We start from the raw sequence: 26,175 nt of genomic DNA, 5'->3' as shown, positions 1-26,175 counted from the left end.
TGGCCACGGAGAACATGCGCCAGTGATGCCCTTTTTCCGACTGAGACGAGACCGAGGAGAGACATGACCGAGACCCAGGTGCGCGAGAAGACCCCGGTCGACTTCTGGTTCGACCCGCTCTGCCCTTGGGCCTGGATGACGTCCCGCTGGATGGTCGAGGTCGAGAAGGTCCGCGACGTCGAGGTCCGCTGGCACGTGATGAGCCTCGCCGTCCTCAACGAGAACAAGCTCGACGAGCTGCCCGAGACCTACCGCGAGCTGCTCGGCCCCAAGGGCTGGGCGCCGGTCCGCGTGGTCATAGCGGCCCAGCAGAAGCACGGTGACGAGATCACCGGCAAGCTGTACACCGCGCTCGGCACCCGCATCCACAACGACGAGAAGGGCCCGACCCGCGAGGTGATCGCCGAGGCGCTGGCCGAGGTCGGCCTGCCGGCCGAGCTGCTCGCGTACGCCGACTCGGACGAGTACGACGAGGTGCTGCGGGCCTCCCACAACGACGGCATCGACCGCGTGGGCCAGGAGGTCGGCACCCCGGTGATCTCGGTTCCGGGCGCCGAGGGCGACGTCGCCTTCTTCGGCCCGGTCGTCACCCCGACCCCGCGCGGCGACGCCGCGGCCCGGCTGTGGGACGGCACCCTGCTCGTCGCCTCCACGCCCGGCTTCTACGAGATCAAGCGGACCCGTACGAAGGGCCCGTCCTTCGAGTAGGGCCTGCCGGTACGCACAGAAGACCCCCGTGAGTCACGTCCTCACGGGGGTCTTCCGTTCTACGTGCCCCGCAGGTGATGTTTGAGAAGACGATCACGAGGCTGGGGGCACCTCCCGGCCGAAGGCTGGGGGAGGGCTCGTGCTGCGATCAGCCCTTGGCGGGGATCAGCAGCGGGGTGTTCGCCTTGGCGTCGGCGTAGCGCCTGGACACGTCCTGCCAGTTGACGACGTTCCACATCGCCTCGATGAAGTCCACCTTCTGGTTCTTGTACTGCAGGTAGAAGGCGTGCTCCCAGGCGTCGAAGACCAGGATCGGGGTGCTGGCCACGCCCACGTTGCCCTGGTGGTCGTAGACCTGCTCGACGACCAGACGGCCGCTGACGGGCTCGTACGCGAGCACGCCCCAGCCGGATCCCTGGGTGGCGGAGGAGGCGAAGGTCAGCTGCTTCTTGAACTTCGCGAAGGAGCCGAAGGACTCGGTGATCGCGTCGGCCAGGTCGCCCAGGCCGTCGGCGGCGGTGGGCTCGCCGCCGCCCTCGCCGGTCTTCGGGCTGGCCATGTTGTGCCAGTAGATGCTGTGCAGGATGTGGCCGGAGAGGTGGAACGCGAGGTTCTTCTCGAGGCCGTTGAGGGCGCCCCAGTTCTCCTTGTCGCGCGCCTCTGCCAGCTGCTCCAGCGTGTTGTTGGCGCCCGTGACGTAGGCCGCGTGGTGCTTGTCGTGGTGCAGCTCGATGATCTGCGGGTTGATCACCGGCTCCAGCGCCGCGTAGTCGTACGGAAGCTCAGGAAGCGTGTAGATGGCCATGCGTGTTATCCGGTCCCCTCAGCGTGCCAACTGCTTATTGCAATCAATGCGCAACTGCACGCTAGCAGTATCTATTCCGCCTCACACGTAAGGGTTACCTCTGTAAAACGCAGGCAGGCCCCGTGCGAACGCACGGGGCCTGCCTGCGGTGGAGCGTGGGTCAGCGCGCGGCCGCGGCCCGGCGCTGCAGCACGTATCCGGTCACCGCGAGGGCGACGGTGAGCCCGCCGGTGAAGACCACCTGGACCCGGGTGTCCTCGCCCAGCGCCATCAGCACCAGGACCCCGGCCACGCCGGCCAGCGCCACCCAGGTGAGGTGGGGGAAGCCCCACATCTTCACGACGAGCTTCTCGGGGGCCTCCCGCTCCAGCCGCCGGCGCAGCACGAACTGGGAGACGGCGATGAAGCCCCAGACGACGAGGATGACCCCGCCGACCATGTTGAGCAGCCAGGCGAACAGGGTGTCCGGGTACCAGTACGACAGCAGCACGGTGACGAAGCCGAAGCCGCAGGAGGCGAGCACCGCCTGGCGCGGCACCCCGCCCGAGACCTTGCCCAGCGCCTTGGGGCCCTGGCCGCGGGAGACGAGGGAGTAGGCCATGCGCGAGGAGCCGTAGATGTTGGCGTTCATCGCGGACATCAGGGCGATCAGGATGACCACGTTCATGATCTCGCCGGCGGCCGGGATGCCCAGGCGGTCCAGGGTGGCGGCGTACGGGCCGTCCGCCGTGACCGCCGGGTCGTTCCACGGCAGCAGGGTGACGATGACCAGCATGGAGCCGACGTAGACGATCGCGATCCGCCACATGGTGGTCCGCACGGCCTTGGCCACGCCCGCGACGGGGTTCTCGGACTCGGCGGCCGCGATGGTCACCGTCTCCAGCCCGCCGTACGCGACGACCGAGGCCAGTAGTCCGACCAGCAGTCCGTCCACGCCGTGGGGCAACAGGCCGCCGTCGTGGAGCAGGTTGGCGGCGCCGGGGGAGGAGGTGCCGGGCAGCAGGCCGAGGACGGCCAGGACGCCCAGGCCGAGGAAGAGCCCGATCGCGCCGATCTTGAGGGCGGCGAACCAGAACTCGAACTCGCCGAAGTTCGAGACGGCGGCCAGGTTGGAGCCGCAGAACACCGCCATGAAGACCAGCACCCACATCCACGCGGGAGTGCCCGGGAACCAGCCCGTCATGATGTGCGCCGCGCCGATGCCCTCGATGGCCACGCCCACGCAGAGCAGCGTCCAGAACATCCAGCCGGCGGTGAATCCCGCCCACGGGCCGATCGCCCGCTCCGCGTGGACCGAGAAGGACCCGGAGGCGGGGTTGGCGGCGGACATCTCGCCGAGCATCCGCATCACGAACATCACGAGCAGCCCGGACGCGGCGTACGCGAGCACGATCGAGGGGCCGGCGGCGGCGATGCCGGCTCCGGATCCCACGAAGAGCCCGGCGCCGATGACCCCGCCGAGGGCGATCATCGAGAGGTGGCGCTGCTTGAGCCCGTTGCCGAGCGGGGAGCCGGCGCCGGTCTGCGGGGGTTCGAGGGGTGTCAGGGTGCTCTGGCTCATTGGGGTGTGCCTGTCCGGTGTGCGGGGGGACGTGATGAGGTGCCCCAGTCTCACCTCTGTCCGATCTTCGGATGGTTGACGTCCGATATGCGGACAGCCGGATGACCGGCCGTGATCATCCCCGTACGCTGCCGACAGGACGCGGCTGACGCGACGACAGGGGGGACCGGTGGACGGACGCATGGACCACGGCATACGGGAACTGGCCGCCACGGGCCGGGGGGTGCTCGTCACCGGGGCCTCGCGGGGCATCGGACGGGCCATCGCCACGGCCTTCGCCGAGCGGGGCGACCGGGTGGCGGTGCACTGCACGGTCCGGCAGGCGGACGCCGAGCGCACCCTCGCGGACCTGCCGGGCGAGGGCCACGTCCTCGTCAGCGGCGACCTCGCCGACCCGGACCGCGTGGAAGCCCTCGCGGCCGAGGCCGATGAGGCGCTCGGCGGCATCGACGTCCTCGTGAACAACGCCGCCGTGATGGTCGCGCACCCGCTGCCCACGACCTCGTACGCCGACTGGCAGGAGGCCTGGCGGCAGACGGCCGCCGTGAACCTCTTCGCCCCGGCCAACCTCACCCACTGCGTCGCCCGCCGCATGATCGCCGGCCGGCGGGAGGGCCGCGTCGTCAACATCGGCTCGCGCGGGGCGTTCCGCGGCGAGCCCGACCACCCCGCCTACGGCGCCACCAAGGCGGCCCTGCACGCACTCGGCCAGTCCCTCGCCGTCTCCCTGGCCCCGCACGGCATCGCCGTGGCCTCCGTGGCGCCCGGCTTCGTGGCCACCGAGCGGGTCGCCGGGCGGCTCGAAGGGGAGGAGGGCGAGCGGATCCGCGCGCAGAGCCCCTTCGGCCGGGTCGGCACCCCGCAGGAGGTCGCCGCCGCCGTGCTGCACCTGGCCTCGCCCGCCGCGCGCTGGAGCTCGGGCACCGTGCTCGACGTCAACGGAGCCTCGTACCTGCGCACCTGACGCGCGAAGGCCCCCCGCGCCGGGTGCGCGGGGGGCCTTCGCACGGCCTGGGGCCGGGGGCCGGTCAGGACGTCGGGGTGCGCCGCTCCCGCACGAAGGCCACCACGAGGACGAGGGCCGCCGCACCCGTGGACCACAGCAGCTGCGGCCGGGCCGAGTCGTCGAACAGCATCAGGACCAGCACCGCCGCCATCCCGATCAGCGCCGCCCAGGTCGCGTACGGGAACAGCCACATCGGCAGCGTCAGCCGCTCCGGCATGTCCCGCTCGATGATCCGGCGCAGCTTCAGCTGGGAGACCGCGATCAGCGCCCACACGAACAGCAGCACCGCGCCGACCGCGTTGAGCATGTAGAGGAAGATCGTGTCCGGCCACAGCAGGTTCAGCACCACCGACACGAAGCCGAAGGCCACCGACGCGAACACCGCCCGGCGCGGCACGCCGCCGCCCGAGACCTTCAGCAGCGACTTCGGCGCCTCGCCGCGCTCGGCCAGCGAGAACACCATGCGCGAGGACCCGTACAGGTTCGCGTTCAGCGCCGACAGCAGGGCCACGAACACCACGATGTTCATGATCTGACCGGCCGCCGGGATGCCGATCGAGTCGAGGACCGCGACGTAGGGGCTCTCGCCCGGCTTCAGCGAGTCCCACGGCAGCAGGGTCACGATGACCACCATCGAGCCGACGTAGAAGAAGAGGATGCGCCACACCGCGCTGCGCACCGCCCGGGACACCGACCGTGCGGGGTCGTCCGACTCGGCGGCGGCGATGGTGACGACCTCGAGCCCGCCGAAGGCGAAGATGACGGCGAGCATGCCCGCGACCACTCCGCCGAAGCCCTCGGGGAAGAAGCCGCCGTGGCCGGTGAGGTTGGCCATGCCGACCGGCTCCGTGTCCGGGAGCACGCCGAAGATCGCGAGGGTGGCGAGGATCAGGAAGAGCACGATCGCGCCGACCTTGAGGGCGGCGAACCAGAACTCGAACTCGCCGAAGTTCTTCACCGCGGCCAGGTTGCTCACGGTGAAGACCACCATGAAGAGCAGCACCCAGACCCACTGGTCGATCGAGGGCACCCAGCCGTTCGCGATCTTCGCCGCGCCGGTGGCCTCCACGGCCAGCACCACGACCAGCAGGAACCAGTACAGCCAGCCCGCCGAGAAACCGGCCCAGCGGCCGAGCGCCTTCTCCGCGTAGACCGAGAAGGAGCCGGAGGCGGGCATCGCGGCCGACATCTCGCCGAGCGCGCGCATCACCAGCATCGCGAGGACGCCCGCGAGCAGGTAGGAGCAGATGATCGCGGGACCGGCGATGCCGATGCCGGCTCCGGAGCCGACGAAGAGCCCGGCGCCGATCACGCCGCCCAGGCCCAGCATGGTCAGGTGGCGCTGCTTGAGGCTGTGGCTGAGGGGTTCCGCGGGCAGGTCGCCCGAGGGGTGAGGTGCTTCTTCCAGGCGCTCACGCATGAAGGGTGCTCGTGCTCTCGTTCGGGCCCAGTGGCGGTGGGAGCCCCGCGTCAGAATTGGCGGGATCCTACAGTCTCGCTGAGCAGCGGTCTTTCGTGCAAAACGGACGTGCTGTCTGATGTTCCTCGTGACGAGGATCACGCCGACTCGAGTGTGAGGCATCGGGTTTGTGAAATCCCCACCAAAGCGGGGAGCGCGGCTTTGTCCCGGGCGGCGGTGGGGCGGCGGCGGAGCGCGCACTAGCGTCGGTGATCGTCCTGCCACCCCCACCCCGTGGAGCCTCCCGATGAGCACTGCCTCCGTCTCCCTCCGGCCCGGCGCCGTCCTCGCCGATCTGCTGCCCGCGAGCCGCGTCCGCGACATCGCGCTCGTCGTCGGCGGCGCCGCGCTCACCGGGCTGGCCGCCCAGATCGCGGTTCCCGTTCCCGGCTCCCCGGTCCCCGTCACCGGCCAGACCTTCGCCGCGCTGCTCGTCGGTACCGCGTTCGGTGCGCGCCGCGGCTTCCTCTCGCTGGCGTTGTACGCCCTCGTCGGCATGGCCGGCGTGCCGTGGTTCGCGGGCGGGACCTCCGGCGCGGGCGGCGCTTCCTTCGGCTACGTGCTCGGCATGCTGCTCGCCGCCACCGTCGTCGGCGCCCTCGCGCGGCGCGGCGGCGACCGCTCGGTCCTGCGCACCGCCGGCCTGATGGTGCTGGGCTCGGCCGTGATCTACGCGGTGGGCGTGCCGTACCTGATGGCCGCCACCGGGATGTCCCTCGGCGTGGCCGTTGCGAAGGGCGTGGTCCCGTTCCTGATCGGCGACGCCCTCAAGGCGGCGCTGGCCATGGGCGCCCTGCCGGCCGCCTGGAAGCTGGCCGGCCGCCGCGGCTGAGCGGCCCCCGCTACGCACCGGAGCCCGGCCCGCCTTGTGAAGGCGGGCCGGGCTCCGGCGTACGTGCACGTGCGATCAGCCCTGCAGGGCCTTCTTGCGGCGGAAGTCCAGCACCACGCCGACGAGCACGACCACGCCGGCGACCAGGGTGGACAGGGTGACGACCTCGCGGTTGGCGTCGTCCACGAACATGTAGCCGATCACGAACGTGATCAGGGCGGCGGTGGCCCAGGTCAGCCACGGGAAGAGCCACATCTTCACGGTCAGCTTCTCCGGGGCCTCACGGACGAGGATCCCGCGCATCCGCAGCTGGGTGAAGCAGATCACCAGCCAGACGAAGAGCGCGATGGCACCCGAGGAGTTCAGCAGGAAGTTGAAGACCGTGTCCTTGAAGGCGTAGTTGAAGTAGACGGCGACGAAGCCGAAGACCGTGGAGCCCAGGATCGCGGCCACCGGCACGCCGCGGGAGTTGACCTTGGCGAACGCCTTGGGGGCGTCGCCGCGCTCACCGAGCGAGAAGGCCATGCGGGAGGCGGTGTAGAGGCCCGAGTTCAGGCAGGAGAGCACGGCGGTCAGGACGATGACCTCCATGATCGTGCCGGCGTGCGCGATGCCGATCGAGTCGAGGGCGGCGACGTACGAGCCCTTCTCGGTGATCGACTTGTCGTTCCACGGGAGCAGGGTCAGCACGATGAAGATCGAGCCCAGGTAGAAGACGCCGATCCGCCAGATGACGGAGTTGGTGGCCTGGGTGACCGCCTTGCGGGGGTTCTCCGACTCGCCGGCCGCCAGGGTGACGATCTCGCTGCCCATGAAGGAGAAGACGACCATCAGCACGCCGGTGAGGACCGCGCCGTAGCCGTTGGGGAAGAAGCCCCCGGCGTCGGTCAGGTGCGCGAAGCCCGCGCCCGGGTTGTCCGAGCCCGGCAGCAGGCCGAAGACGGCCAGCATGCCGACGATCACGAAGGCGCCGATGGCGACGACCTTGATGCCCGCGAACCAGAACTCGAACTCACCGTAGGAGGCGACCGAGCCGAGGTTGGTGGCGGTCAGCACCGCCATCACGATCAGCGCCCAGCCCCACTGCGGGACGGCCGGGATCCAGCTCTCCAGGATGGCGGCACCGGCGGTGGCCTCCACGGCGAGCACGACGACCCAGAAGAACCAGTAGAGCCAGCCGATGGAGAAGCCGGCCCAGCGGCCGAGCGCCCGGTCGGCGTAGGCGGAGAAGGAGCCCGAGTTCGGGCTGGCGGCGGCCATCTCGCCCAGCATCCGCATCACGAAGACCACCATCGCGCCGACGAGCGCGTAGGAGATCAGGATGGCGGGACCGGCCTTGGCGATGCCGCCACCGGAGCCGACGAAGAGGCCGGCGCCGATGACGCCGCCAATGGCGATCATGGACAGGTGGCGGTTCTTGAGACCGGCCTTCAGACCATCGGAGGGCTGGCCCTCACCGGGGATACCGGTGGGGTCGCCTTCTTTTTGGAGGGTCGTCGTGGAGCTCATGGACGGATCCTTAGGTTCTCGGGTTGCGAGCCCCGGCATTCAAACCTGAGATGAACGCGGGACGGAAGACCTCAATCCGGATCGTTGCGTTCGGGCGAACGTTCCGGATCAAGGTCCCGCCGTGTCCCATCTGGGCTCTTTGGGTTTACTTGAGCTTTAGAAGTGACTTACGCGACACCCCCTGCGGGCCGCCGTGCCCCTTCGTGCCACACTCGTCCCATGCGCGTGTACCTCGGATCCGACCATGCCGGCTTTGAGCTCAAGAACCACCTGGTGGACTGGCTCAAGAACAACGGCCACGAGCCCGTCGACTGTGGGCCCCACATCTACGACGCGGTGGACGACTACCCGCCGTTCTGCCTCCGCGCGGCGGAGAAGACCGCCGCCGACGCCGGCAGCCTCGGCATCGTGATCGGCGGCTCCGGCAACGGCGAGCAGATCGCCGCGAACAAGGTCAAGGGCATCCGCGCCATCCTCGCGTGGAGCGTCCAGACCGCAGAGCTCGGCCGCGAGCACAACAACGCCAACGTCATCTCCGTCGGCGGCCGCATGCACACCCAGGACGAGGTCGTCAGCTTCATCGACGCCTTCCTGAAGACCCCGTACTCCGACGAGGAGCGGCACACCCGCCGCATCGACATGCTCTCCGCCTACGAGCAGACCGGCGAGCTCCCCCCGATCCCGGCCCACCACCCGCAGGGCTGATCCCGCTTCCGGCCGTGCCGCTCCCTCCGGGGGTGGCACGGCCGTTTTCATTCTTCCCAGGAGTCCGCCGTGCCCGAGGGGCATACGATCCACCGCCTCGCCCAGGACCACCTGCAACGGTTCGCCGGGTGGGAGGTCGCCGTCAGCAGCCCCCAGGGGCGCTTCGCAGAGAGCGCGGCTCTGCTCGACGGCCGGATCCTGGACGGCGTCGACGCCCACGGCAAGCACCTCTTCCTGGGGTTCGCGGAGAGCGGCTGGATCCACATCCACCTCGGACTCTTCGGCAAGTACGCGCTCGGCCCCGCACCCGCCCCGCCGGCCACCGACACGGTCCGGCTGCGGCTGGCCAACGACGCGTACTTCTCGGACCTGCGCGGCCCGACCACCTGCGCATGGATCACCGACGAGGAGAAGCGGGCGATAGGCGAGCGGCTCGGCCCCGACCCGCTGCGGCCGGCCGACGACCCCGACCGGGCCTGGCAGCGGATCTCCCGGTCCCGCACCACCGTCGCCGCCCTGCTGATGGACCAGAAGATCGTCGCGGGCATCGGCAACGTCTACCGCGCCGAGGTCCTCTTCCGCCACGGCATCGACCCGTACCGGCTCGGGAAGGACCTGACCCGCGCCGAATGGGACGCCATGTGGACGGACCTGGCCGCCCTGATGCGCGAGGGCGTGCGCAACAACCGGATCGACACCGTCCGCGACGAGCACCTGCCCGAGGCGATGGGCCGCCCGCCGCGGGTGGACGACCACGGCGGCGAGGTGTACGTCTACCGCAGGGCGAACCTGCCCTGCCACATCTGCGGGGGCGAGATCCGCACCGCCGATCTCGCCGCCCGCAACCTCTTCTGGTGCCCGGGCTGTCAGCAGCGCTAGGCCCGCACCGGCAGGTGAACCGGCACCGGCGCTAGAAGCCGTGCGGGAGCCACGGGGCCACGTCCCCGGCGAAGGCGCGCGAGGCCTCCGTCAGGGCGCCCGGGCGTAGTTCGCGCACGAAGCCGGCCGCGGCGAGCGAGGTGAGGACCAACCCGCCCAGGTACGCCGACCCGAGCTCCCGGACCGACAGCTCCAGGTCCGCCGGCTCCTCGGTCCGCGTGCAGCGGGCTGCGCCCTTGCCGTCGGCGACCAGCCGCCACCGCCCCGCGTTCCACGGGCAGAAGTGGTCCTCCACCTTCAGGACCACATCCATCGGAGCCGCGTACGTCCGCGCCTCCAGCGCCGCCGCCAGGTCCACCAGCCGTACGTGCAGCGAGTCCCGGACCCGCGGCTGCGACCTCCGTATGTCCGTGACCAGGTGCAGCACCGGATCGTCCACCGGCCGCCGGGACGCCCGTACGCTCCAGGTCAGGTCGATCGAGAAGAGGAAGCGCCACAGCGCCGCGCACGCCGCCGGGTCCAGCGCGTCGAGGTCGCTCACCTCGACCTTGCCGTCCGAGCCGGACCGGTCCCAGTCGGCCCTCACCCGGTAGCGGGCGTACCCGACCACCTCGCCGTCAGCCCGCTCGGCGACCACGCACTTCAGCGGTGACGTGCCGGAGCGCCCTTCGGCCGGATCCAGCAGCGACTGCCCCTCCCACCCCGGCTGCCGGGCCGGCATGCCCGGCCGCCTCGGGACCAGCGCCGCGTACACCCGCTCGCAGTCGGCCAGCGCCTCCCGCGGGTCGACGAGGCGCAGCCGCACCTCGTCCGTCCCCGGCGGCACGGAGAGCCGTACCCGGGTCTTGTCCATGTCCACTTCCAGCGCGTACGTCGCGGTGCCGTAGCCGAACCGCCCGTAGATCGCCGGATCCGAGGCCGTCAGCACGGCGAGCGGTTCGCCACCCGCCCGGACGTCGTCCAGCTGCCGGCGCATCAGGGAGCTGAGCACCCCGCGCCGGCGGTGGGTGGGGGAGACGCCCACCATCGTGACGCCGGCCGCGGGGACGATCGCCCCGCCCGGCACGGAGAGGCGGAAGCTGAAGGCGGCGGCCGAGCCGACGCACGCGTCGCCGTCCCAGACGCCGAGGGAGCGTTCCGCTTCCGTCAGCGACTTGTAGAGTTTCCGCTCCTCGGGGGATTCGGGCACACCACCGAACGCCAGTTCCAGGTGGTCGTACCAGACATCCCACTCATCAGCCTGTAATACGCGCATCTCAAGAGCCATGCGGCCATCCCTATCAGGGCATTCCGTCCCAGTCGAAGCGTTTTCGGGCGTCCGGAGGCCCCGGGTCCGGGGGTACCCCTGCGCATCCACAGTCAGGATGGATAAGGTCCCGAAGCAATGGCCGGAGCACGCGTGGAGACCCTCATGGCCCGGATGCGCATGCTGTCGCACCGGGGCCGCACCGCCCTGCGCAAATCCGCGGTCGACTACTTCCGCGGCGATGCCTCCGACTGGCTTGCTTTCGCCCTGCTGCTCCTGACCGTCCCCGCCATCGCCTGCGGCACGATGATGCTGCCGGTCTGGTTCTCGCCCTCGGCGCTCGTCCTGCCGATCGTGGCCGGCGGGCTGCTGCTGCGCCCCGCCAGCCTGCTCGGCCTGTACGCCGCCTCCGCGGCCGCACTGATCGTCGAGGCCGTCGTGCTCGGCCCCTACACCCAGGGCCCGGCGCGCGTCACCCCCGGAACCGTCCTCGTCGTCGCCGCCTGCGGGTTCTTCGGACTGGTCATCGCCCAGTTCCGCAGCCGCGTCGGCGTGCCCTGGCGGCGCGGCGGCACCATGCTCTTCGACCTGCGCGAGCGGATCCGCGTCCAGAGCAAACTGCCCGGCCTGCCCCGCGGCTGGCACCGCGAGATGGCCCTGCGCCCGGCCGGCGGCCAGTCCTTCTCCGGCGACTTCGTCGTCGCGGCCCGCACCAACGGCGGCCGCACCCTGGAGATCGTCCTGACCGACGTCTCCGGCAAGGGCATGGAGGCGGGCTCCCGGGCCCTGCTGCTGTCCGGAGCCTTCGGCGGACTGCTCGGCGCCCTGCCCCCGCACGGCTTCCTGCCCGCCGCCAACGGATACCTGCTCCGCCAGGACTGGGACGAGGGCTTCGCCACCTCCATCCACCTCGTCCTCGACCTGGAGACCGGCGACTACGAACTCCTCTCGGCCGGCCACCTCCCCGCCCTCCAGCTCTCCGCGGGCACCGGCCGCTGGCAGGAGAAGTCCGGCGAGGGCCCGCTGCTCGGCGTCTACGACGGCGCCGAATTCATCCCCGCCCGCGGAAACCTCCGCCCCGGCGACGTCCTGATGCTCTTCACCGACGGCCTCGTCGAGACCTCCGACCGCGAGATCAGCGAGGGCATCGACCGCCTCACGGGCGAGGCCGACCGCTACGTCGCCTCCGGCTGGGAGGGCGCCGCCTGGCACCTCATCGAAAAGGTCGCCAAGGACGTCAACGACGACCGCGCCCTGCTGCTCATCCGCCGCTCCGCCTGACCGGGGTGGGGTTTGCCCCACCCCCGCTCCGCCGGGCCGCGCCATGGCCGGCCGCCCACCCCGATCCGTAGCGTCGGAACCACGATCAAGGCGACGGCGAAAGGCGGCACACCATGGGGTTCCGGCGCAGCGGGCGGCGGCACGAGGACACTCCGGCGGCGCGGGCGCCCCACGGCGAACCGGCCGTGGAACTGCGCGGCGTACGGCGCTCCTACGGGCGCGGCGCCACCACCGTGCACGCCCTGCGCGGGATCGACCTCAGCCTGCCGCGCGGCAGCTTCACCGCCGTGATGGGCCCCTCCGGCTCCGGCAAGTCCACCTTCCTGCAGTGCGCCGCCGGACTCGACCTGCCCACCGAGGGCTCCGTCCGCCTCGGCGGCACCGAGATCACCGGCATGAACGAGAACGAGCTCACCGAGCTCCGCCGCAGCCGCCTCGGCTTCGTCTTCCAGGCCTTCAACCTGCTGCCGTCGCTGACCGTCGAACAGAACGTGCTGCTCCCCATGCGGCTGGCCGGCGGCCGCTCGGCGCACCAGGGCCGGGCCCGCGCCGCCGACCTGCTCGCCCGCGTCGGCCTGGAGGGCAGGGGCGGCCGGCGCCCCGCCGAACTGTCCGGCGGCCAACAGCAGCGCGTGGCCATCGCCCGGGCCCTGGTCACCCGTCCCGACGTGGTCTTCGCCGACGAACCCACCGGCGCCCTCGACACCACCACGGCCGCCGAGGTGCTCGGACTCCTCAGGGACGCCGTCGACTCGATGGGCGCCACCGTCGTCATGGTCACCCACGACCCGGCCGCCGCCGCCCATGCCGACCAGGTGCTCTTCCTCGCCGACGGCCTGATCGCGGACCGGCTCCCGCGCAGCCCCGCCACGACCGTCGCCGCCCGGATGACCACACTCACCGCCCGCCGCACCCCCGCTCCCGCGGCGGCCTGATGATCTAGTCGAAGCGGATGTGCCGTACGCCGATCAGCGCGCGCCGGATCCGGCCCCGCAGCGGGCCGTCGCCGTCCGGGGCCAGGTCCAGTCCCGCGGAGGCGGCCACCCGGTCGGCGACCGCGGACACGGTCAGCCGGTCGGTGGCCAGGTGCTGCGCGAACTCGGGCGCGCGCAAAGCCTCCAGGCACCCGTCCAGCCGGGACACCGCGAAGCTCTCCCGCTTCAGCCCGCGTCCCAGCCCGCGCTCGCGCAGCCGCCGCAGCACCGTCTCCCGCTGCGCCAGCAGCGCGAAATGCCGTACGTCGTGCCCGTGTTCGCGCAGCCGCCCCACGGTCTGCGCGAAATAGGCCGGCTCGGTGACCGTCATCGGCACCAGCACCACGCCCGGATGCCGCCGCGCCGCGAGGTCCAGCACCTCGAACACCCCCTGGCGCCAGGCCGCCAGGTCCTGGAAATCCCCGCGCAGCGCGGGCGGCAGCATCCGGTGCAGCCCGAACCCGACGTGCTCGGGATCGCACACGACGCTTCCCGGCAGCCGCCGGTGCATCTCGTACGCCGTCTGCGTCTTGCCGCCCCCGAAGGGCCCGTTGAGCCAGACGATCACCGGGTCGCCGCCGTCCACGGGCCGATCCCCAGCTTCCCGGTGTTCCCGAGGTCGAACGGCCGGGCCAGCCGCAGCCACAGCCGGGGCGCTCCGGGGCGGGGCGCGATCTCCAGCACCGGCACCGTCGTGGCCGCAACCGTCGTGTCGGTGACGAGGTTGCGCCACACCACCGACCACGACGCGGCCTGTCCCGGCGCCAGCGTCACCCGCTGCGGGGCCGCGTCGATGTCCGGCACGCCCGTGGTGATTCCCGCCGCGCCGTGCTCCACCGCGACCTCCAGCGGATCGTTGCGGCCGTCCCGCAGCGACACCTCCGGGTAGCCCTCCAGCGCGTAGGGCTCCGTACCGCAGTTGACCAGCCGGAAGCCTTCCACCCGCAGTCCCATCGCCGCGTCCCCGCCCGTCTCGACGAGCCGGACCCCGCCTTCGGGGCACTTCTCGTCCGGCGGCGCCTGCGGGGCGGGTGAGTTCCGGTCCGGCCAGGCCCCCGTGCCCGGCGTGGCGTCCGGTTCCGCGCCCTGCTGCGTGGACCCGACCTGCGGCCCGAAGGCCGGCCCCGGCGCGGCCCGCGGAGCCGGCGGCGTACTGCACCCAGCCACGCCCGCCAGCACCCCCGCGAGGACCACGCCCCCGACAACACCACCCGTCCACCGCTTCGCGATCATCCGCCGAGCCTACGGCGGTGCGTGCCGCCACCGGGGCGGGAGCGGGCCACCCGGCCCGGTCGGCCCGCCCGCGCCGCCGCCGCGAGCCGCCGCGTCGGCCGCACCCGTGACCCGGCGGGCCCCAGAGGGTCCGGCAGGCGGGCCGCTCCCCGCGGTCCGGCCGGCGCGGCGGCACCGACACGCGGGCCAATCCGCGCGGATTGGCCCGCCCCGGCAGGGCGCGGCCCGCCTACCGTGCCCCCATGGACCGCACGCTCGCCGCCGACCTCGCCCGGCTTCCCGACCTCCTCGACGCCACCCGCCGCGCCGCCGCCGACGCCCTCGCGTCCCTGGACGAGCGGCCCGTCGTACCGCCCTCCGGAAAGCCCCTCGACTCCGAAGCGCTCCCCGAGCACGGCACCGGCGCGGACGCCGCCCTCGCCGCCTTCCGCGAGCGCTGGGAGCCGCGGCTGTCGGCCTCCGCCGGTCCCCGCTACCTCGGCTTCGTCACCGGTGGAGCCACCCCCGCCGCCCTCGCCGGGGACTGGCTCACCGCCGCCCACGACCAGAACTCCAACTCCGCCCTCGACGGCGCCGGCCAGGACCTCGAACGCGAGACCACCGGCTGGCTCCGCGACCTCTTCGGCCTCTCCGCCGCCCACACCGGCACCTTCGTCTCCGGCGCCACCATGTCCAACACCACCGGCCTCGCCATCGCCCGCGAATGGCTCGGCGAACGCCTCGGCGTCTCCCCGGCCGAGGACGGCGTCGCCGCCCTCGGCACGGTCCGCGTCCTGTCCGGCGCCCCGCACTCCTCGATCGGCAAGGCCCTCTCGGTCCTCGGCCTCGGCCGGAACTCCCTCGTCACGGTCCCGACGCTGCCCGGCCGCGAGGCGGTGGACCCCGCCGCCCTGGACCGCGCGCTGGCCGACACCCCCGGCCCGGCCGTCGTCGTCGCCAACGCGGGCACCGTCAACACCGTCGACTTCGACGACCTGCCCGCCATCACCGCCCTCCGCGACCGGCACGACTTCTGGCTGCACACCGACGCCGCCTTCGGAGCCTTCGCCGCCCTCTCCCCGGACCACGCCCACCTCGCCGCCGGACTCGACGCCTCCGACTCCGTCTGCGTCGACCTGCACAAGTGGCTCAACGTCCCCTACGACAGCGCCGTCCAGTTCACCCGCCGACGTGATCTGCAGGCCCGCGTCTTCCAGAACTCCGCCGCCTACCTCGGCCCCCTCGGCGACCACCCCGACCTCGTCCACCTCACCCCGGAGAACTCCCACCGGCTGCGCGCGCTGGCCGCCTGGTTCACCCTCCGCGCGTACGGCCGCGAAGGCCACCGGGAGATCGTCGAACGCGACATCGCCTGCGCCCGCGCGCTGGGCGCCGCGCTGGAGGAGGACCCCGCCTTCACCCTCCTCGCCCCGGTCCGCCTCAACGTCGTCTGCTTCACCCTCGCCGAAGCCCCCACGGCGGCCCGGCTGACCGCCCTGCGCGAGGCGGCGGCGGCCGAGGTCTTCGTCACTCCGACCGTGTACGGGGGAACCGCGGCCCTGCGCGCAGCGTTCTCCAACTGGCGTACGACGGAAGCGGATGTGCGCCGGGCCGCGGAGGCCCTCGGCGCGGCGGCAAGGGAGATCGCATGACGGACAGCCCCCTGACCCTCATCGAGGTGGAGGCCCTTGCGCGCACCGCGCACGAAGGCCAGACCGACAAGGCCGGCCGGCCCTACGCCGAGCACCTCGCGGCCGTCGCCGAAGGCGTCCGCCTGCGCGGCGGCACCCCCGAACAGCAGGCGGCGGCCTGGCTCCACGACTCCATCGAGGACGAGGCCCTCAGCCTCACCTGGCTGGATTCCGCAGCCCTGCCGCAGTCGGTGAAGGACATGGTCCTCGCGGTCACCAAGCGGCCCGGCGAACCGGTCGAGCAGTACACGGCCCGGATCCTCGTCACCCCCGGCGCCCTCCTCGTCAAGGAGGCCGACCTCGCGCACAACGCCGACCCCGTACGCCTTTCCGTACTGGACGGCCCCACGCGCGAGCGGCTGTCCGCGAAGTATGCGTATGTCCGTTCCCTGCTGGGCCTCACCGCTCCATGACCCGGGGACGCGCCCGAAACATGCCCGGCGCACATGTGGTTGGCGGAAACGGAACGACGGCGATTCGTCACGGGACGGATAGCCGGGGCCCGTTGGTGGGAGGATGGTCCATGTGGGGGTGTGCCTGGCCGTGCGCCCCGGGCCGACCAGGGGACGACCGAAGGTGTGATCAGTAGTGGCCATTTCGCTGTCAGTGGTGGTTCTGTTGGCGGTCATCCTGGTGGTGCTGATCCGCGGCAACCACATCAAGACGGGCCCCGCCATCGTCGCGGCCCTCTTCGGTTTCTTCCTGGCGTCCAGCTCCATCGCGGACGACGTGAACCGTTTCCTCAACTCCCTCGCGACGATGATCGCGAACATCAAGCTCTGAACGGCCCGGCCCCGGCCGCGTGCGGTGCGGGCGGGGGTGTGGTCAACCCCGCGGCCCCCGGGTCGCCTCGGCGCGGCGGAAGGCCTCGTCGCAGGTCCGGCCGGAGCGGGTGGCCACCAGGGAAAGGGTGTCCACGAGACCCCCGTTGGTGAACCTCAGCCGCCAGGAGCCGCTGGTCAGGGCCACCGCCGGAACGGGATCGCCCTGTCGGGCCGTGACCTGCCAGCCGCGTTCCTCCAGGGCGGTTTCGAGGGCCGCGAGCCGGCCGTCGTCGGCGGGGCCGTCGCCCGTCCAGTCCGCGATGCAGTCGGCGAGTTCCCCCTCCTCGGCGGGGGACGCGACGCCCGGAGTGAGCCCGGCCGCCGCGGCTGCGGCGGCGAGTTCGGCCGCGACCGTGCCGCGCGAGGGGTCGCCCCCGGCCCGCGCCGGGACCTTCGCACCTGCCGGCTCGCGTATCCAGCCGTCCCCGGCGCCCTCCTCGGCCGGGGCCAGGAGGGCCCCGCCGACGGCGAGGACGCCCGCGAGCGCCGCGACCCCCGCGGCAGCCGCCCAGGCGGCCCCGCTGCTCGTCCTGCCCACGTTCCGCCACCCCTGTGTTCGCGGCCTGCACACCCCGGAAACGACGGAGGGCCAGGTCGAGGAAACATCCTCTGACCTGGCCCTTCCGTCTTCAGAGCGGGTGACGGGAATCGAACCCGCGTAGCTAGTTTGGAAGACTAGTGCTCTACCATTGAGCTACACCCGCAACGCGCGCGCCGTAGGTCGAGGACCGCGGCACGGACAGCATCCTAGCGGGTCGTACAGGGGGAGCGCACACCACATTTCGCGCCCACACCCGGGACTGCCCCGAAACGCATCGGGAAACCCCGCACATCAGAGGGTCTCCGGGCATGTACCCTACGTGTCGCACCGACGGGGTGTGGCGCAGCTTGGTAGCGCGTCCGCTTTGGGAGCGGAAGGTCGTCGGTTCGAATCCGGCCACCCCGACCACCATCAGTGTCCTCCTCGGGATCTTTCGAGGGCGGACCGCAAGATCGCGTTGTGGGCTGATTGCCGCTTGCGGCTACTATGCAAGCTGCGTGCCCGTGTGTCTGATGTACCGGGCCGAAGTCCGCTGAACCGCTGAATCGCAGCGAGACGGCAGATCCCCCAGAAGTCAGCCACAAGGAGACCGAACCGTGAAGAGCGCCGTGGAGACCCTGAACCCGACTCGGGTTCGGCTCACTGTTGAGGTGCCCTTCGAGGAGCTCAAGGACAGCCTCGACGCGGCGTACAAGAAGATCAACCAGCAGGTCACGGTGAAGGGCTTCCGCAAGGGCAAGATCCCGGCCCGCGTCATCGACCAGCGCTTCGGCCGCGGTGCGGTGCTGGAGGAGGCCGTCAACGACGCCCTCCCGAAGTTCTACACCGAGGCCGTCAACGAGGCCGACCTGAACCCGCTGGGCCAGCCGGAGGTGGACATCACGGAGCTGAAGGACGGCGAACTGCTGGCCTTCACCGCCGAGGTCGACGTCCGTCCCGAGATCGAGATCCCGGACTACTCCGGCATCGAGGTCGAGGTCGACGCCGTCGAGGTCTCCGACGAGGACGTCGAGAAGTCGGTCGAGCAGCTGCGCGGCCGTTTCGGCTCCACCAAGGACGTCGAGCGCGCCGCCGCCGAGGGTGACGTCGTCACCATCGACCTGGAGGCCAAGGTCGACGGCGAGGTGCTGCCCGACGGCGTCGCCTCCGACGTCGCGTACACCATCGGCTCGGGCGAGCTCCTCGAGGGCATCGACGAGGCCGTCACGGGCCTGGAGGCCGGTGGCGAGGCCACCTTCACCTCCCAGCTGAAGGGCGGCTCCGCCGAGGGCAAGGACGCCGAGGTCACCGTCAAGGTCACCAAGGTCTCCGCCAAGGAGCTCCCGGAGCTGGACGACGAGTTCGCGCAGATGGCGAGCGAGTTCGACACCCTCGAGGACCTCAAGGCGGACAGCCGCAAGCGCCTCGAGAACATGAAGCAGTACGACCAGGCCACGCAGGCCCAGGAGCGCGTCCTGGAGAAGCTGCTGGAGCTCGTCGAGGTCCCGATCCCCGAGAAGCTCCTCGCGGACGAGGTCCAGACCCGCAAGCACAACCTGGAGCACCACCAGCTCGGCCAGATGGGTCTGACCATCGAGAAGTACCTGGAGTTCCAGGGCAAGACGGTCGAGGAGTTCGACGCCGAGACCTCCGAGCAGGCGATCAAGGGCATCAAGACCCAGTTCGTCCTCGACGCGCTGGTCAACAAGGAGAAGCTGGGCGTCAACCAGGAGGAGCTCACCGAGCACCTCATGCGCCGTGCCCAGTCCTCCGGCATGTCCCCCGACCAGTTCGCCCAGGCGGTCGTCGAGGGTGGCCAGGTTCCGATGCTGGTCGGCGAGGTCGCCCGCGGCAAGGCCCTCGCGGTCGTCGTCGAGGCCGCCAAGGTCGTCGACACCAACGGTGACGTCGTGGACCTGTCCGACGACGAGGACGAGGTCGAGCAGGCCGCCGAGACCGTCGAGGCCGCCGTCGACGGTGACGACGAGGTCAAGGCCGACGAGGCCAAGTAACACCCCGGGCGAAGCCCGCTGAGCAGTGCCCCGAAGGGCCCGGACGCAGCCGCGTCCGGGCCCTTCGGCCTGGTGCCCGAAAGGCCCCGGCACCTTGCGCTCCGAGCGAACAGTTCGGGAAGCGGGATGGCGTTGTCCGACCTGCGCGTTAGGGTCCATGAATACGAGGGCACGTGAGTACCCGGATGCCGGCGGACTCGTCCGCACCGGCCGGACCGCGCCCCAGAACGAGACGCTGAGACGGCACATGGCCGTCGGAGACGAGCAGGTGGATACGTGACGAATCTGAAGCCTTACGCCGCGGGTGAGCCGTCCATCGGTGGCGGCCTCGGCGACCATGTCTACAACCGGCTGCTCGGCGAGCGCATCATCTTCCTCGGCCAGCAGGTCGACGACGACATCGCCAACAAGATCACCGCGCAGCTCCTGCTCCTGGCCGCCGAGCCGGAGAAGGACATCTACCTCTACATCAACAGCCCCGGTGGCTCGGTGACGGCCGGCATGGCCGTCTACGACACCATGCAGTACATCCCCAACGACGTCGTGACCATCGGCATGGGCATGGCGGCCTCGATGGGGCAGTTCCTGCTCACCGGTGGCGCCAAGGGCAAGCGCTTCGCCCTGCCGAACACCGACATCCTGATGCACCAGGGCTCCGCCGGCATCGGTGGCACCGCGTCGGACATCAAGATCCAGGCCCAGTACCTGCTGCGCACCAAGCAGCGGATGGCCGAGATCACCGCGTTCCACTCGGGCCAGACCGTCGAGGCGATCATCCGCGACGGTGACCGCGACCGCTGGTTCACCTCCGAGGAGGCCAAGGAGTACGGCCTCATCGACGAGATCATCTCGGCCGCGTCCAACGTTCCGGGCGGCGGCGGCACCGGGGCCTGATCCCGGCACCACCGTCAGTACCCCGCAGCCGACAGCCCGCAGAACGCCACCAGGATGGTGAACACCCAGATGCAGAACAACTTCTCCGCGAGCGGCCTCTACACCGGCCCGCAGGTGGACAACCGCTACGTCATCCCGCGCTTCGTCGAGCGCACCTCGCAGGGCGTGCGCGAGTACGACCCGTACGCGAAGCTCTTCGAGGAGCGCGTGATCTTCCTCGGCGTGCAGATCGACGACGCCTCCGCCAACGACGTCATGGCGCAGCTGCTGTGCCTGGAGTCGATGGACCCGGACCGCGACATCTCGATCTACATCAACAGCCCCGGCGGCTCCTTCACCGCGCTGACGGCGATCTACGACACGATGCAGTTCGTGAAGCCGGACATCCAGACGGTCTGCATGGGCCAGGCGGCCTCCGCCGCAGCGGTCCTGCTCGCCGCCGGCACCCCCGGCAAGCGCATGGCCCTGCCGAACGCCCGCGTGCTGATCCACCAGCCGTCCGGCGGCACCGGCCGTGAGCAGCTCTCGGACCTCGAGATCGCGGCCAACGAGATCCTGCGCATGCGCGACCAGCTGGAGACCATGCTGGCCAAGCACTCCACGACGCCGATCGAGAAGATCCGCGACGACATCGAGCGCGACAAGATCCTCACGGCCGAGGACGCGCTCGCGTACGGCCTGATCGACCAGATCGTCTCGACCCGCAAGAACTCCCACTGATCCTTGCCGTCAGTTGACGTGGAACCGCCGCCGGATTCGGCGATGTGAACCACGTCAAGGGGGCCCCGCACGGGGCCCCCGGCAAGGTACCGTCGGATATGAGGCACCAGGAGCGCTGAACCAGGCGTCTCCCAGGCGAAGGGGAAGCACCTCGTGGCACGCATCGGTGACGGCGGCGACCTGCTCAAGTGCTCGTTCTGCGGAAAGAGCCAGAAGCAGGTGAAGAAGCTCATCGCAGGACCCGGTGTGTACATCTGCGACGAGTGCATCGACCTCTGCAACGAGATCATCGAAGAAGAGCTCGCGGAGACCTCCGAGGTCCGGTGGGAGGAACTCCCCAAGCCCCGTGAGATCTACGAGTTCCTGGAGAGCTACGTCGTCGGCCAGGAGCCGGCGAAGAAGGCCCTCTCGGTAGCGGTCTACAACCACTACAAGCGGGTCCAGGCCGGCGAGAACGGCGGCGCGCAGGGCCGGGACGACGCGATCGAGCTCGCGAAGTCCAACATCCTGCTGCTGGGCCCCACCGGCTCGGGCAAGACGCTGCTCGCGCAGACCCTGGCCCGCATGCTGAACGTCCCGTTCGCCATCGCCGACGCGACGGCGCTGACGGAGGCCGGGTACGTCGGCGAGGACGTCGAGAACATCCTGCTGAAGCTGATCCAGGCCGCCGACTACGACGTCAAGAAGGCCGAGACCGGGATCATCTACATCGACGAGATCGACAAGGTGGCCCGCAAGAGCGAGAACCCGTCGATCACGCGCGATGTCTCGGGTGAAGGCGTCCAGCAGGCCCTCCTGAAGATCCTGGAAGGCACGACCGCCTCCGTCCCGCCGCAGGGCGGCCGGAAGCACCCGCACCAGGAGTTCATCCAGATCGACACGACGAACGTGCTCTTCATCGTGGGCGGCGCCTTCGCCGGCCTGGAGAAGATCATCGAGTCGCGTGCGGGAGCCAAGGGCATCGGCTTCGGGGCGACGATCCGCTCGAAGCGCGAGATCGAGGCCAGCGACCAGTTCCAGGAGGTCATGCCGGAGGACCTGGTGAAGTTCGGGATGATCCCCGAGTTCATCGGCCGCCTCCCCGTGCTGACCTCCGTCCACAACCTGGACCGCGAGGCCCTGCTCCAGATCCTGATCGAGCCGCGCAACGCCCTGGTGAAGCAGTACCAGCGGCTGTTCGAACTCGACGGTGTCGAGCTGGACTTCGAGCGCGAGGCCCTCGAGGCCATCGCCGACCAGGCCATCCTCCGCCAGACGGGCGCGCGCGGCCTGCGCGCCATCATGGAAGAGGTCCTCATGTCGGTGATGTACGAGGTCCCGTCCCGCAAGGACGTCGCCCGCGTGGTCATCACCTCGGACGTGGTCCGCTCCAACGTCAACCCGACGCTGGTCCCGAGGATCGTCCCGAAGGACCAGGGCCCGCACGAGAAGTCCGCGTAGCCCGCAGAGCAGCAGACAGAAGGGGCGCCCCCGGCCGGGGGCGCCCCTTCTGCATGTCCTGCCGTTCCGCTACTTCTTGACGCGGGCGGTGTTGTAGAACTTCGCGGTGATCTCGGCGGTCTGGTCCAGGGTGTAGCCGGACTTGCCGGAGATCAGCGAGGCCATCTCCATGGGAGTGGCCGTGCCCAGGGTGCTGTAGTCACCCCAGATGCAGATCGGGAGCGTGAACTCCTTGGGCCCCTTGTACGCCGGGTCCTTCGAGGTGAACTTGGCTTCCTGGCACTTCATCACGCCGCCCTTGAAGCCGGCCGGGTTCATCGTCTTGGGGCTCCCGACGAGATCGACCGTCATCTTGCTTTCTTCCTTGGCGGCTTCCAGCTTGGCCAGGGCGAAGTACGCGTCCACCGCCTTCTCCGGGTCGGCGAGCTCGCCGTAGAAGCCGGAGAAGTTGAGGATCTTGCCTGCCAGCGGGTTGCTCGGGTCGCCCGACTGGTAGCCCATGTTCACCTTGGCGGGGTCCTTCATGCCCACCCCCTCGACTTCCTTCTTCTCCGCGGGAGTGAAAGCCGATTCCTTGTGCTTCGGGTCCTTCTTGAAGTCGTCCACCGACTCCGGGGCGACCAGCTTGTAGCCCTTGGTGTCGGCAGCGATGTCGCCGCCCGCGCCGCCGCCGCCCTGCGTGAAGTACCAGCCGGCGCCCGCGACGACCGCGACCGCGACGACCACGCCGATGATCACGCCGGCCTTGGACTTCTTCGGCTGCTGCGGAGGCACCGCGCCGTACGGGGGCTGCTGCTGGTAGCCGTAGCCCGGCTGCTGCGGGGGCTGCTGCGGGTAGCCCTGCGGCGGCACGCCCGGCTGCTGCGGGTAGCCGTAACCGGGCTGGGGGGCAGGCTGGCCGTACGGACCCGGCGGCGGGGGCTGCTGCCCGTACGGACCGGGCTGCTGGGGCTGCTGCCCGTACGGTCCCGGCTGCTGAGGCTGCTGCCCGTAGGGCCCTGGCTGGTTGTAGCTCATCCCGCGTCCCCCAATGAGGTTGCTTCTCTGTCTGCTTATCCGTTCCACACATCCTGGCGGAAGCCGGTGACACCCGGGGCAGCGGGCCCCCTCATTACCGGTTTCATGACTGGACTGTTACGGCCCTAAACTGTGCTCCGTGACCGAGAACACGCAGACACCCAGCAGCCCCAACTCCGAACTGCCGACCCAGTACGCGCCGGCCGAGGTAGAGGGGAAGCTCTACGAGCGCTGGGTAGAGCGTGGGTATTTCGAGGCCGACGCGAAGAGCGAGAAGCCGGCGTACACCATCGTCATCCCGCCGCCGAACGTCACGGGCTCGCTCCACCTGGGGCACGCCTTCGAGCACACGCTCATCGACGCCCTGACCCGCCGCAAGCGCATGCAGGGCTTCGAGACGCTGTGGCAGCCCGGCATGGACCACGCCGGCATCGCCACCCAGAACGTTGTCGAGCGCGAGCTCGCCAAGGAGGGCAAGTCCCGCCACGACCTGGGCCGCGAGGCGTTCGTCGAGCGCGTCTGGCAGTGGAAGGGCGAGTCCGGCGGGCAGATCTCCGGCCAGATGCGCCGCCTCGGTGACGGTGTCGACTGGTCGCGCGAGCGCTTCACGATGGACGAGGGCCTTTCCGAGGCCGTCCAGACCATCTTCAAGAAGCTCTACGACGACGAGCTGATCTACCGCGCCGAGCGCATCATCAACTGGTGCCCGCGGTGCCTCACCGCGATCTCCGACATCGAGGTCGAGTACCAGGACGACGAGGGCGAGCTCGTCTCGATCCGCTACGGCGAGGGCGACGCGTCCATCGTCGTCGCGACCACCCGCGCCGAGACGATGCTCGGCGACACCGCCGTCGCCGTCCACCCGGAGGACGAGCGCTACAAGCACCTCGTCGGTACCGAGATCGAGCTGCCGCTGACCGGCCGCCGCATCCCGGTCGTCGCGGACGAGCACGTCGACCCGGAGTTCGGCACCGGCGCCGTCAAGGTGACCCCGGCGCACGACCCGAACGACTTCGAGATCGGCCAGCGCCACAACCTGCCGAACCTCGCCGTCATGGACGAGCACGCCATCATCACGGCGCACGGCCCCTTCCAGGGACTGGACCGCCTGGAGGCCCGCTCCGCCATCGTCGCCGCGCTGCGCGCCGAGGGCCGGATCGTCGCCGAGAAGCGTCCGTACACCCACTCCGTCGGCCACTGCTCGCGCTGCAAGACCACCATCGAGCCGCGCCTGTCCATGCAGTGGTGGGTCAAGGTCGGTCCGCTGGCCAAGGCTGCCGGTGACGCGGTCCGCGACGGCAAGGTCAAGATCCACCCGCAGGAGATGGAGAAGCGGTACTTCGACTGGGTCGACAACCTCCACGACTGGTGCATCTCGCGCCAGCTGTGGTGGGGCCACCGCATCCCCGTCTGGTACGGCCCGAACGGCGAGGTCGTCTGCGTCGGACCGGACGAGCAGCCGCCGGCGGGCGAGGGCTGGCGCCAGGACACCGACGTCCTCGACACCTGGTTCTCCTCCGGCCTGTGGCCCTTCTCCACCCTCGGATGGCCGCAGCAGACCGAGAGCCTCGCGAAGTTCTACCCGAACTCCGTCCTGGTCACCGGCTACGACATCCTCTTCTTCTGGGTCGCCCGGATGATGATGTTCGGCCTGTACGCGATGGACGGCACCCCGCCGTTCCACACCATCGCCCTGCACGGCATGGTCCGCGACCAGTTCGGCAAGAAGATGTCGAAGTCCTTCGGCAACGCGGTCAACCCGCTGGACTGGATGGACACCTACGGCTCCGACGCGGTCCGCTTCACGCTGGCCCGCGGCGCGAACCCGGGCGTCGACGTCCCGATCGGCGAGGACTGGGTCCAGGCCTCCCGGAACTTCGCCAACAAGATCTGGAACGCCACCCGCTTCGCGCTGATGAACGGCGCCACCATCGAGGGCGAGCTGCCGGCCCCCGAGCAGATGTCGGCGACCGACCGCTGGATCCTGTCGCAGCTCAACAAGACCGTGGCCGAGGTCGACGCCTTCTACGAGGACTACCAGTTCTCGAAGCTGTCGGACTCGCTCTACCACTTCGCGTGGGACGAGGTCTTCAGCTGGTACGTCGAGCTGTCGAAGACGACGTTCTTCGCGGGCGGCGCGCAGGCCCAGGTCTCCGGCCGGGTCCTCGGCGAGGTCCTCGACGTCATGCTGCGGCTGCTGCACCCGGTGGTCCCCTTCGTCACCGAGACGCTGTGGACCACCCTCACCGGCCGCGAGTCCCTGGTGATCGCCGACTGGCCGAGCGACAGCGGCTTCCGCGACGAGGCGGCCGAGGCCGAGATCGAACTCGTCAAGGCCGTCGTCACCGAGGTCCGCCGGTTCCGCAAGGAGCAGGGTCTGCAGGACGGCCAGAAGGTCCCGGCCCGCCTGGACCTGACCGGTACGGCGCTGGCCGCGCACGAGGGCGCCATCCGCCAGCTGCTGCGCCTGCAGCCCGAGGGCGACTCTTTCAGCGCCACCGCGACCCTGCCGGTCGCCGGCGCCACGGTCGCGCTCGACCTGTCGGGCACGATCGACGTGGCCGCCGAGCGCAAGCGCCTCTCCAAGGACCTCGCGGCCGCGGAGAAGGAGAAGCAGCAGGCCGAGGCGAAGCTGGGGAACGAGGCGTTCATCGCCAAGGCCCCCGACAACGTCGTGGACAAGATCAAGGGCCGGCTCGCCAAGGCCGAGGCGGACATCGCGCGGCTCCAGGCCCAGCTGGACGCGCTGCCCGCCGCCTAGCGGTCCGTAGGCGCAGACGACGCGCAGACAACAAGGCGAAGGCCCCCGCACCGTCGGTCGATGCGGGGGCCTTCGCCTTCAGCGTTCCCCGTGCGGGGAGCGGTCTCACAGGAGGCGCG

General features: G+C 70.6%; 24 protein-coding genes and 2 tRNA genes. 16 read left to right on the top strand and 10 right to left on the bottom strand.

Annotated elements, in window-relative coordinates; all coding sequences use genetic code 11:
* The first annotated feature begins 63 nt into the window (after positions 1-63).
* Positions 64-708 carry a DsbA family protein gene (locus tag OG472_RS17465; RefSeq protein WP_351303809.1) on the top strand — a complete coding sequence of 215 codons (645 nt, stop codon included), beginning with the start codon at positions 64-66 and terminating at the stop codon, positions 706-708.
* A 148-nt stretch (positions 709-856) separates the two neighbouring features.
* On the opposite strand, the gene OG472_RS17460 is transcribed toward OG472_RS17465, so the two are convergent.
* On the bottom strand, positions 857-1,513 hold the full coding sequence (locus OG472_RS17460) for a superoxide dismutase (RefSeq protein WP_030384709.1): 657 nt from the start codon (positions 1,511-1,513) through the stop codon (positions 857-859).
* A gap of 160 nt (positions 1,514-1,673) precedes the next feature.
* Positions 1,674-3,074, bottom strand: coding sequence for an amino acid permease (locus OG472_RS17455; protein ID WP_405941703.1), 1,401 nt, complete (start codon positions 3,072-3,074; stop codon positions 1,674-1,676).
* A 181-nt stretch (positions 3,075-3,255) separates the two neighbouring features.
* Here OG472_RS17455 and OG472_RS17450 point away from each other — a divergent pair, with 181 nt between their 5' ends.
* Entirely contained in the window at positions 3,256-4,038 is a 783-nt protein-coding gene (locus OG472_RS17450; RefSeq protein WP_405943189.1) for an SDR family NAD(P)-dependent oxidoreductase, read from the top strand.
* A gap of 64 nt (positions 4,039-4,102) precedes the next feature.
* On the opposite strand, the gene OG472_RS17445 is transcribed toward OG472_RS17450, so the two are convergent.
* A complete protein-coding gene (locus OG472_RS17445) occupies positions 4,103-5,500 on the bottom strand; it encodes an amino acid permease (protein ID WP_405941702.1) in 1,398 nt (465 codons plus the stop codon).
* A gap of 286 nt (positions 5,501-5,786) precedes the next feature.
* Between OG472_RS17445 and OG472_RS17440 the strand changes: the two genes are divergently transcribed.
* Positions 5,787-6,371, top strand: coding sequence for a biotin transporter BioY (locus tag OG472_RS17440; protein ID WP_383575724.1), 585 nt, complete (start codon positions 5,787-5,789; stop codon positions 6,369-6,371).
* A 75-nt stretch (positions 6,372-6,446) separates the two neighbouring features.
* On the opposite strand, the gene OG472_RS17435 is transcribed toward OG472_RS17440, so the two are convergent.
* On the bottom strand, positions 6,447-7,880 hold the full coding sequence (locus OG472_RS17435; RefSeq protein WP_401602028.1) for an amino acid permease: 1,434 nt from the start codon (positions 7,878-7,880) through the stop codon (positions 6,447-6,449).
* A 219-nt stretch (positions 7,881-8,099) separates the two neighbouring features.
* Here OG472_RS17435 and OG472_RS17430 point away from each other — a divergent pair, with 219 nt between their 5' ends.
* On the top strand, positions 8,100-8,585 hold the full coding sequence (locus OG472_RS17430; RefSeq protein ID WP_112448590.1) for a ribose-5-phosphate isomerase: 486 nt from the start codon (positions 8,100-8,102) through the stop codon (positions 8,583-8,585).
* Positions 8,586-8,654: 69 nt separating this feature from the next.
* On the top strand, positions 8,655-9,464 hold the full coding sequence (locus OG472_RS17425) for an Fpg/Nei family DNA glycosylase (RefSeq protein WP_401602026.1): 810 nt from the start codon (positions 8,655-8,657) through the stop codon (positions 9,462-9,464).
* Positions 9,465-9,495: 31 nt separating this feature from the next.
* Here OG472_RS17425 and OG472_RS17420 read toward each other — a convergent pair whose 3' ends face one another.
* The gene (locus OG472_RS17420; protein ID WP_405941701.1) at positions 9,496-10,731 is read right to left on the bottom strand and encodes a GNAT family N-acetyltransferase; all 1,236 of its coding nucleotides are present in this window, start codon (positions 10,729-10,731) and stop codon (positions 9,496-9,498) included.
* Positions 10,732-10,848: 117 nt separating this feature from the next.
* On the opposite strand from OG472_RS17420, the gene OG472_RS17415 reads away from it, so the two are divergent.
* A complete protein-coding gene (locus OG472_RS17415) occupies positions 10,849-11,991 on the top strand; it encodes a PP2C family protein-serine/threonine phosphatase (protein ID WP_383575710.1) in 1,143 nt (380 codons plus the stop codon).
* Between the two features lie 113 nt (positions 11,992-12,104).
* Positions 12,105-12,926 carry an ABC transporter ATP-binding protein gene (locus OG472_RS17410; RefSeq protein ID WP_401602021.1) on the top strand — a complete coding sequence of 274 codons (822 nt, stop codon included), beginning with the start codon at positions 12,105-12,107 and terminating at the stop codon, positions 12,924-12,926.
* Between the two features lie 4 nt (positions 12,927-12,930).
* Here OG472_RS17410 and OG472_RS17405 read toward each other — a convergent pair whose 3' ends face one another.
* Positions 12,931-13,533, bottom strand: coding sequence for an AAA family ATPase (locus tag OG472_RS17405; RefSeq protein WP_401602497.1), 603 nt, complete (start codon positions 13,531-13,533; stop codon positions 12,931-12,933).
* The gene (locus tag OG472_RS17400) at positions 13,530-14,198 is read right to left on the bottom strand and encodes a DUF4232 domain-containing protein (protein ID WP_405941700.1); all 669 of its coding nucleotides are present in this window, start codon (positions 14,196-14,198) and stop codon (positions 13,530-13,532) included. Before OG472_RS17400 ends, OG472_RS17405 begins: the two co-directional genes overlap by 4 nt.
* 242 nt (positions 14,199-14,440) lie before the next feature.
* On the opposite strand from OG472_RS17400, the gene OG472_RS17395 reads away from it, so the two are divergent.
* The 3 genes from OG472_RS17395 (at position 14,441) to OG472_RS17385 (ending at position 16,651) form a co-directional block, all read left to right on the top strand.
* A complete protein-coding gene (locus OG472_RS17395; RefSeq protein ID WP_405830119.1) occupies positions 14,441-15,829 on the top strand; it encodes a pyridoxal phosphate-dependent decarboxylase family protein in 1,389 nt (462 codons plus the stop codon).
* Positions 15,826-16,281 (top strand): HD domain-containing protein, encoded by a 456-nt coding sequence (locus tag OG472_RS17390; protein WP_405830118.1) that lies wholly within the window; start codon positions 15,826-15,828, stop codon positions 16,279-16,281. The genes OG472_RS17395 and OG472_RS17390 overlap by 4 nt, the downstream gene beginning before the upstream one ends.
* 175 nt (positions 16,282-16,456) lie before the next feature.
* A complete protein-coding gene (locus OG472_RS17385) occupies positions 16,457-16,651 on the top strand; it encodes a membrane protein (protein ID WP_030008564.1) in 195 nt (64 codons plus the stop codon).
* Between the two features lie 42 nt (positions 16,652-16,693).
* Here the strand turns inward: OG472_RS17385 and OG472_RS17380 are convergent, their stop codons facing one another.
* Both OG472_RS17380 and OG472_RS17375 read right to left on the bottom strand, forming a co-directional pair.
* The gene (locus tag OG472_RS17380) at positions 16,694-17,230 is read right to left on the bottom strand and encodes a hypothetical protein (protein WP_405830116.1); all 537 of its coding nucleotides are present in this window, start codon (positions 17,228-17,230) and stop codon (positions 16,694-16,696) included.
* 95 nt (positions 17,231-17,325) lie between these two features.
* A tRNA-Gly gene (locus tag OG472_RS17375) sits at positions 17,326-17,396 on the bottom strand.
* A 168-nt stretch (positions 17,397-17,564) separates the two neighbouring features.
* Between OG472_RS17375 and OG472_RS17370 the strand changes: the two genes are divergently transcribed.
* The 5 genes from OG472_RS17370 to clpX all read left to right on the top strand — a co-directional run bounded on the left by OG472_RS17370 (position 17,565) and on the right by clpX (position 22,278).
* A tRNA-Pro gene (locus OG472_RS17370) sits at positions 17,565-17,641 on the top strand.
* A gap of 188 nt (positions 17,642-17,829) precedes the next feature.
* Positions 17,830-19,224 (top strand): trigger factor, encoded by a 1,395-nt coding sequence (gene tig, locus OG472_RS17365; protein ID WP_401602011.1) that lies wholly within the window; start codon positions 17,830-17,832, stop codon positions 19,222-19,224.
* A gap of 276 nt (positions 19,225-19,500) precedes the next feature.
* Positions 19,501-20,118, top strand: a complete 618-nt coding sequence (locus OG472_RS17360) for an ATP-dependent Clp protease proteolytic subunit (protein WP_030649990.1) — start codon at positions 19,501-19,503, stop codon at positions 20,116-20,118.
* Positions 20,119-20,172: 54 nt separating this feature from the next.
* Positions 20,173-20,838 carry an ATP-dependent Clp protease proteolytic subunit gene (locus OG472_RS17355; RefSeq protein ID WP_150257432.1) on the top strand — a complete coding sequence of 222 codons (666 nt, stop codon included), beginning with the start codon at positions 20,173-20,175 and terminating at the stop codon, positions 20,836-20,838.
* Positions 20,839-20,991: 153 nt separating this feature from the next.
* Positions 20,992-22,278: an ATP-dependent Clp protease ATP-binding subunit ClpX gene (gene clpX / locus OG472_RS17350; RefSeq protein WP_301371147.1), complete on the top strand. Its 1,287-nt coding sequence runs from the start codon at positions 20,992-20,994 to the stop codon at positions 22,276-22,278.
* A gap of 69 nt (positions 22,279-22,347) precedes the next feature.
* Here clpX and OG472_RS17345 read toward each other — a convergent pair whose 3' ends face one another.
* The gene (locus tag OG472_RS17345) at positions 22,348-23,295 is read right to left on the bottom strand and encodes a hypothetical protein (protein ID WP_401602008.1); all 948 of its coding nucleotides are present in this window, start codon (positions 23,293-23,295) and stop codon (positions 22,348-22,350) included.
* Between the two features lie 139 nt (positions 23,296-23,434).
* Here OG472_RS17345 and OG472_RS17340 point away from each other — a divergent pair, with 139 nt between their 5' ends.
* Entirely contained in the window at positions 23,435-26,056 is a 2,622-nt protein-coding gene (locus OG472_RS17340; RefSeq protein ID WP_405830113.1) for a valine--tRNA ligase, read from the top strand.
* Positions 26,057-26,175 lie beyond the last annotated feature (119 nt).

The sequence above is a fragment of the Streptomyces sp. NBC_00207 genome (assembly GCF_045160965.1).
GTDB lineage: Bacteria > Actinomycetota > Actinomycetes > Streptomycetales > Streptomycetaceae > Streptomyces.
The sequence above is the reverse complement of the archived record's forward strand: the minus strand, read 5'-3'. Positions and strand labels throughout refer to the sequence as shown.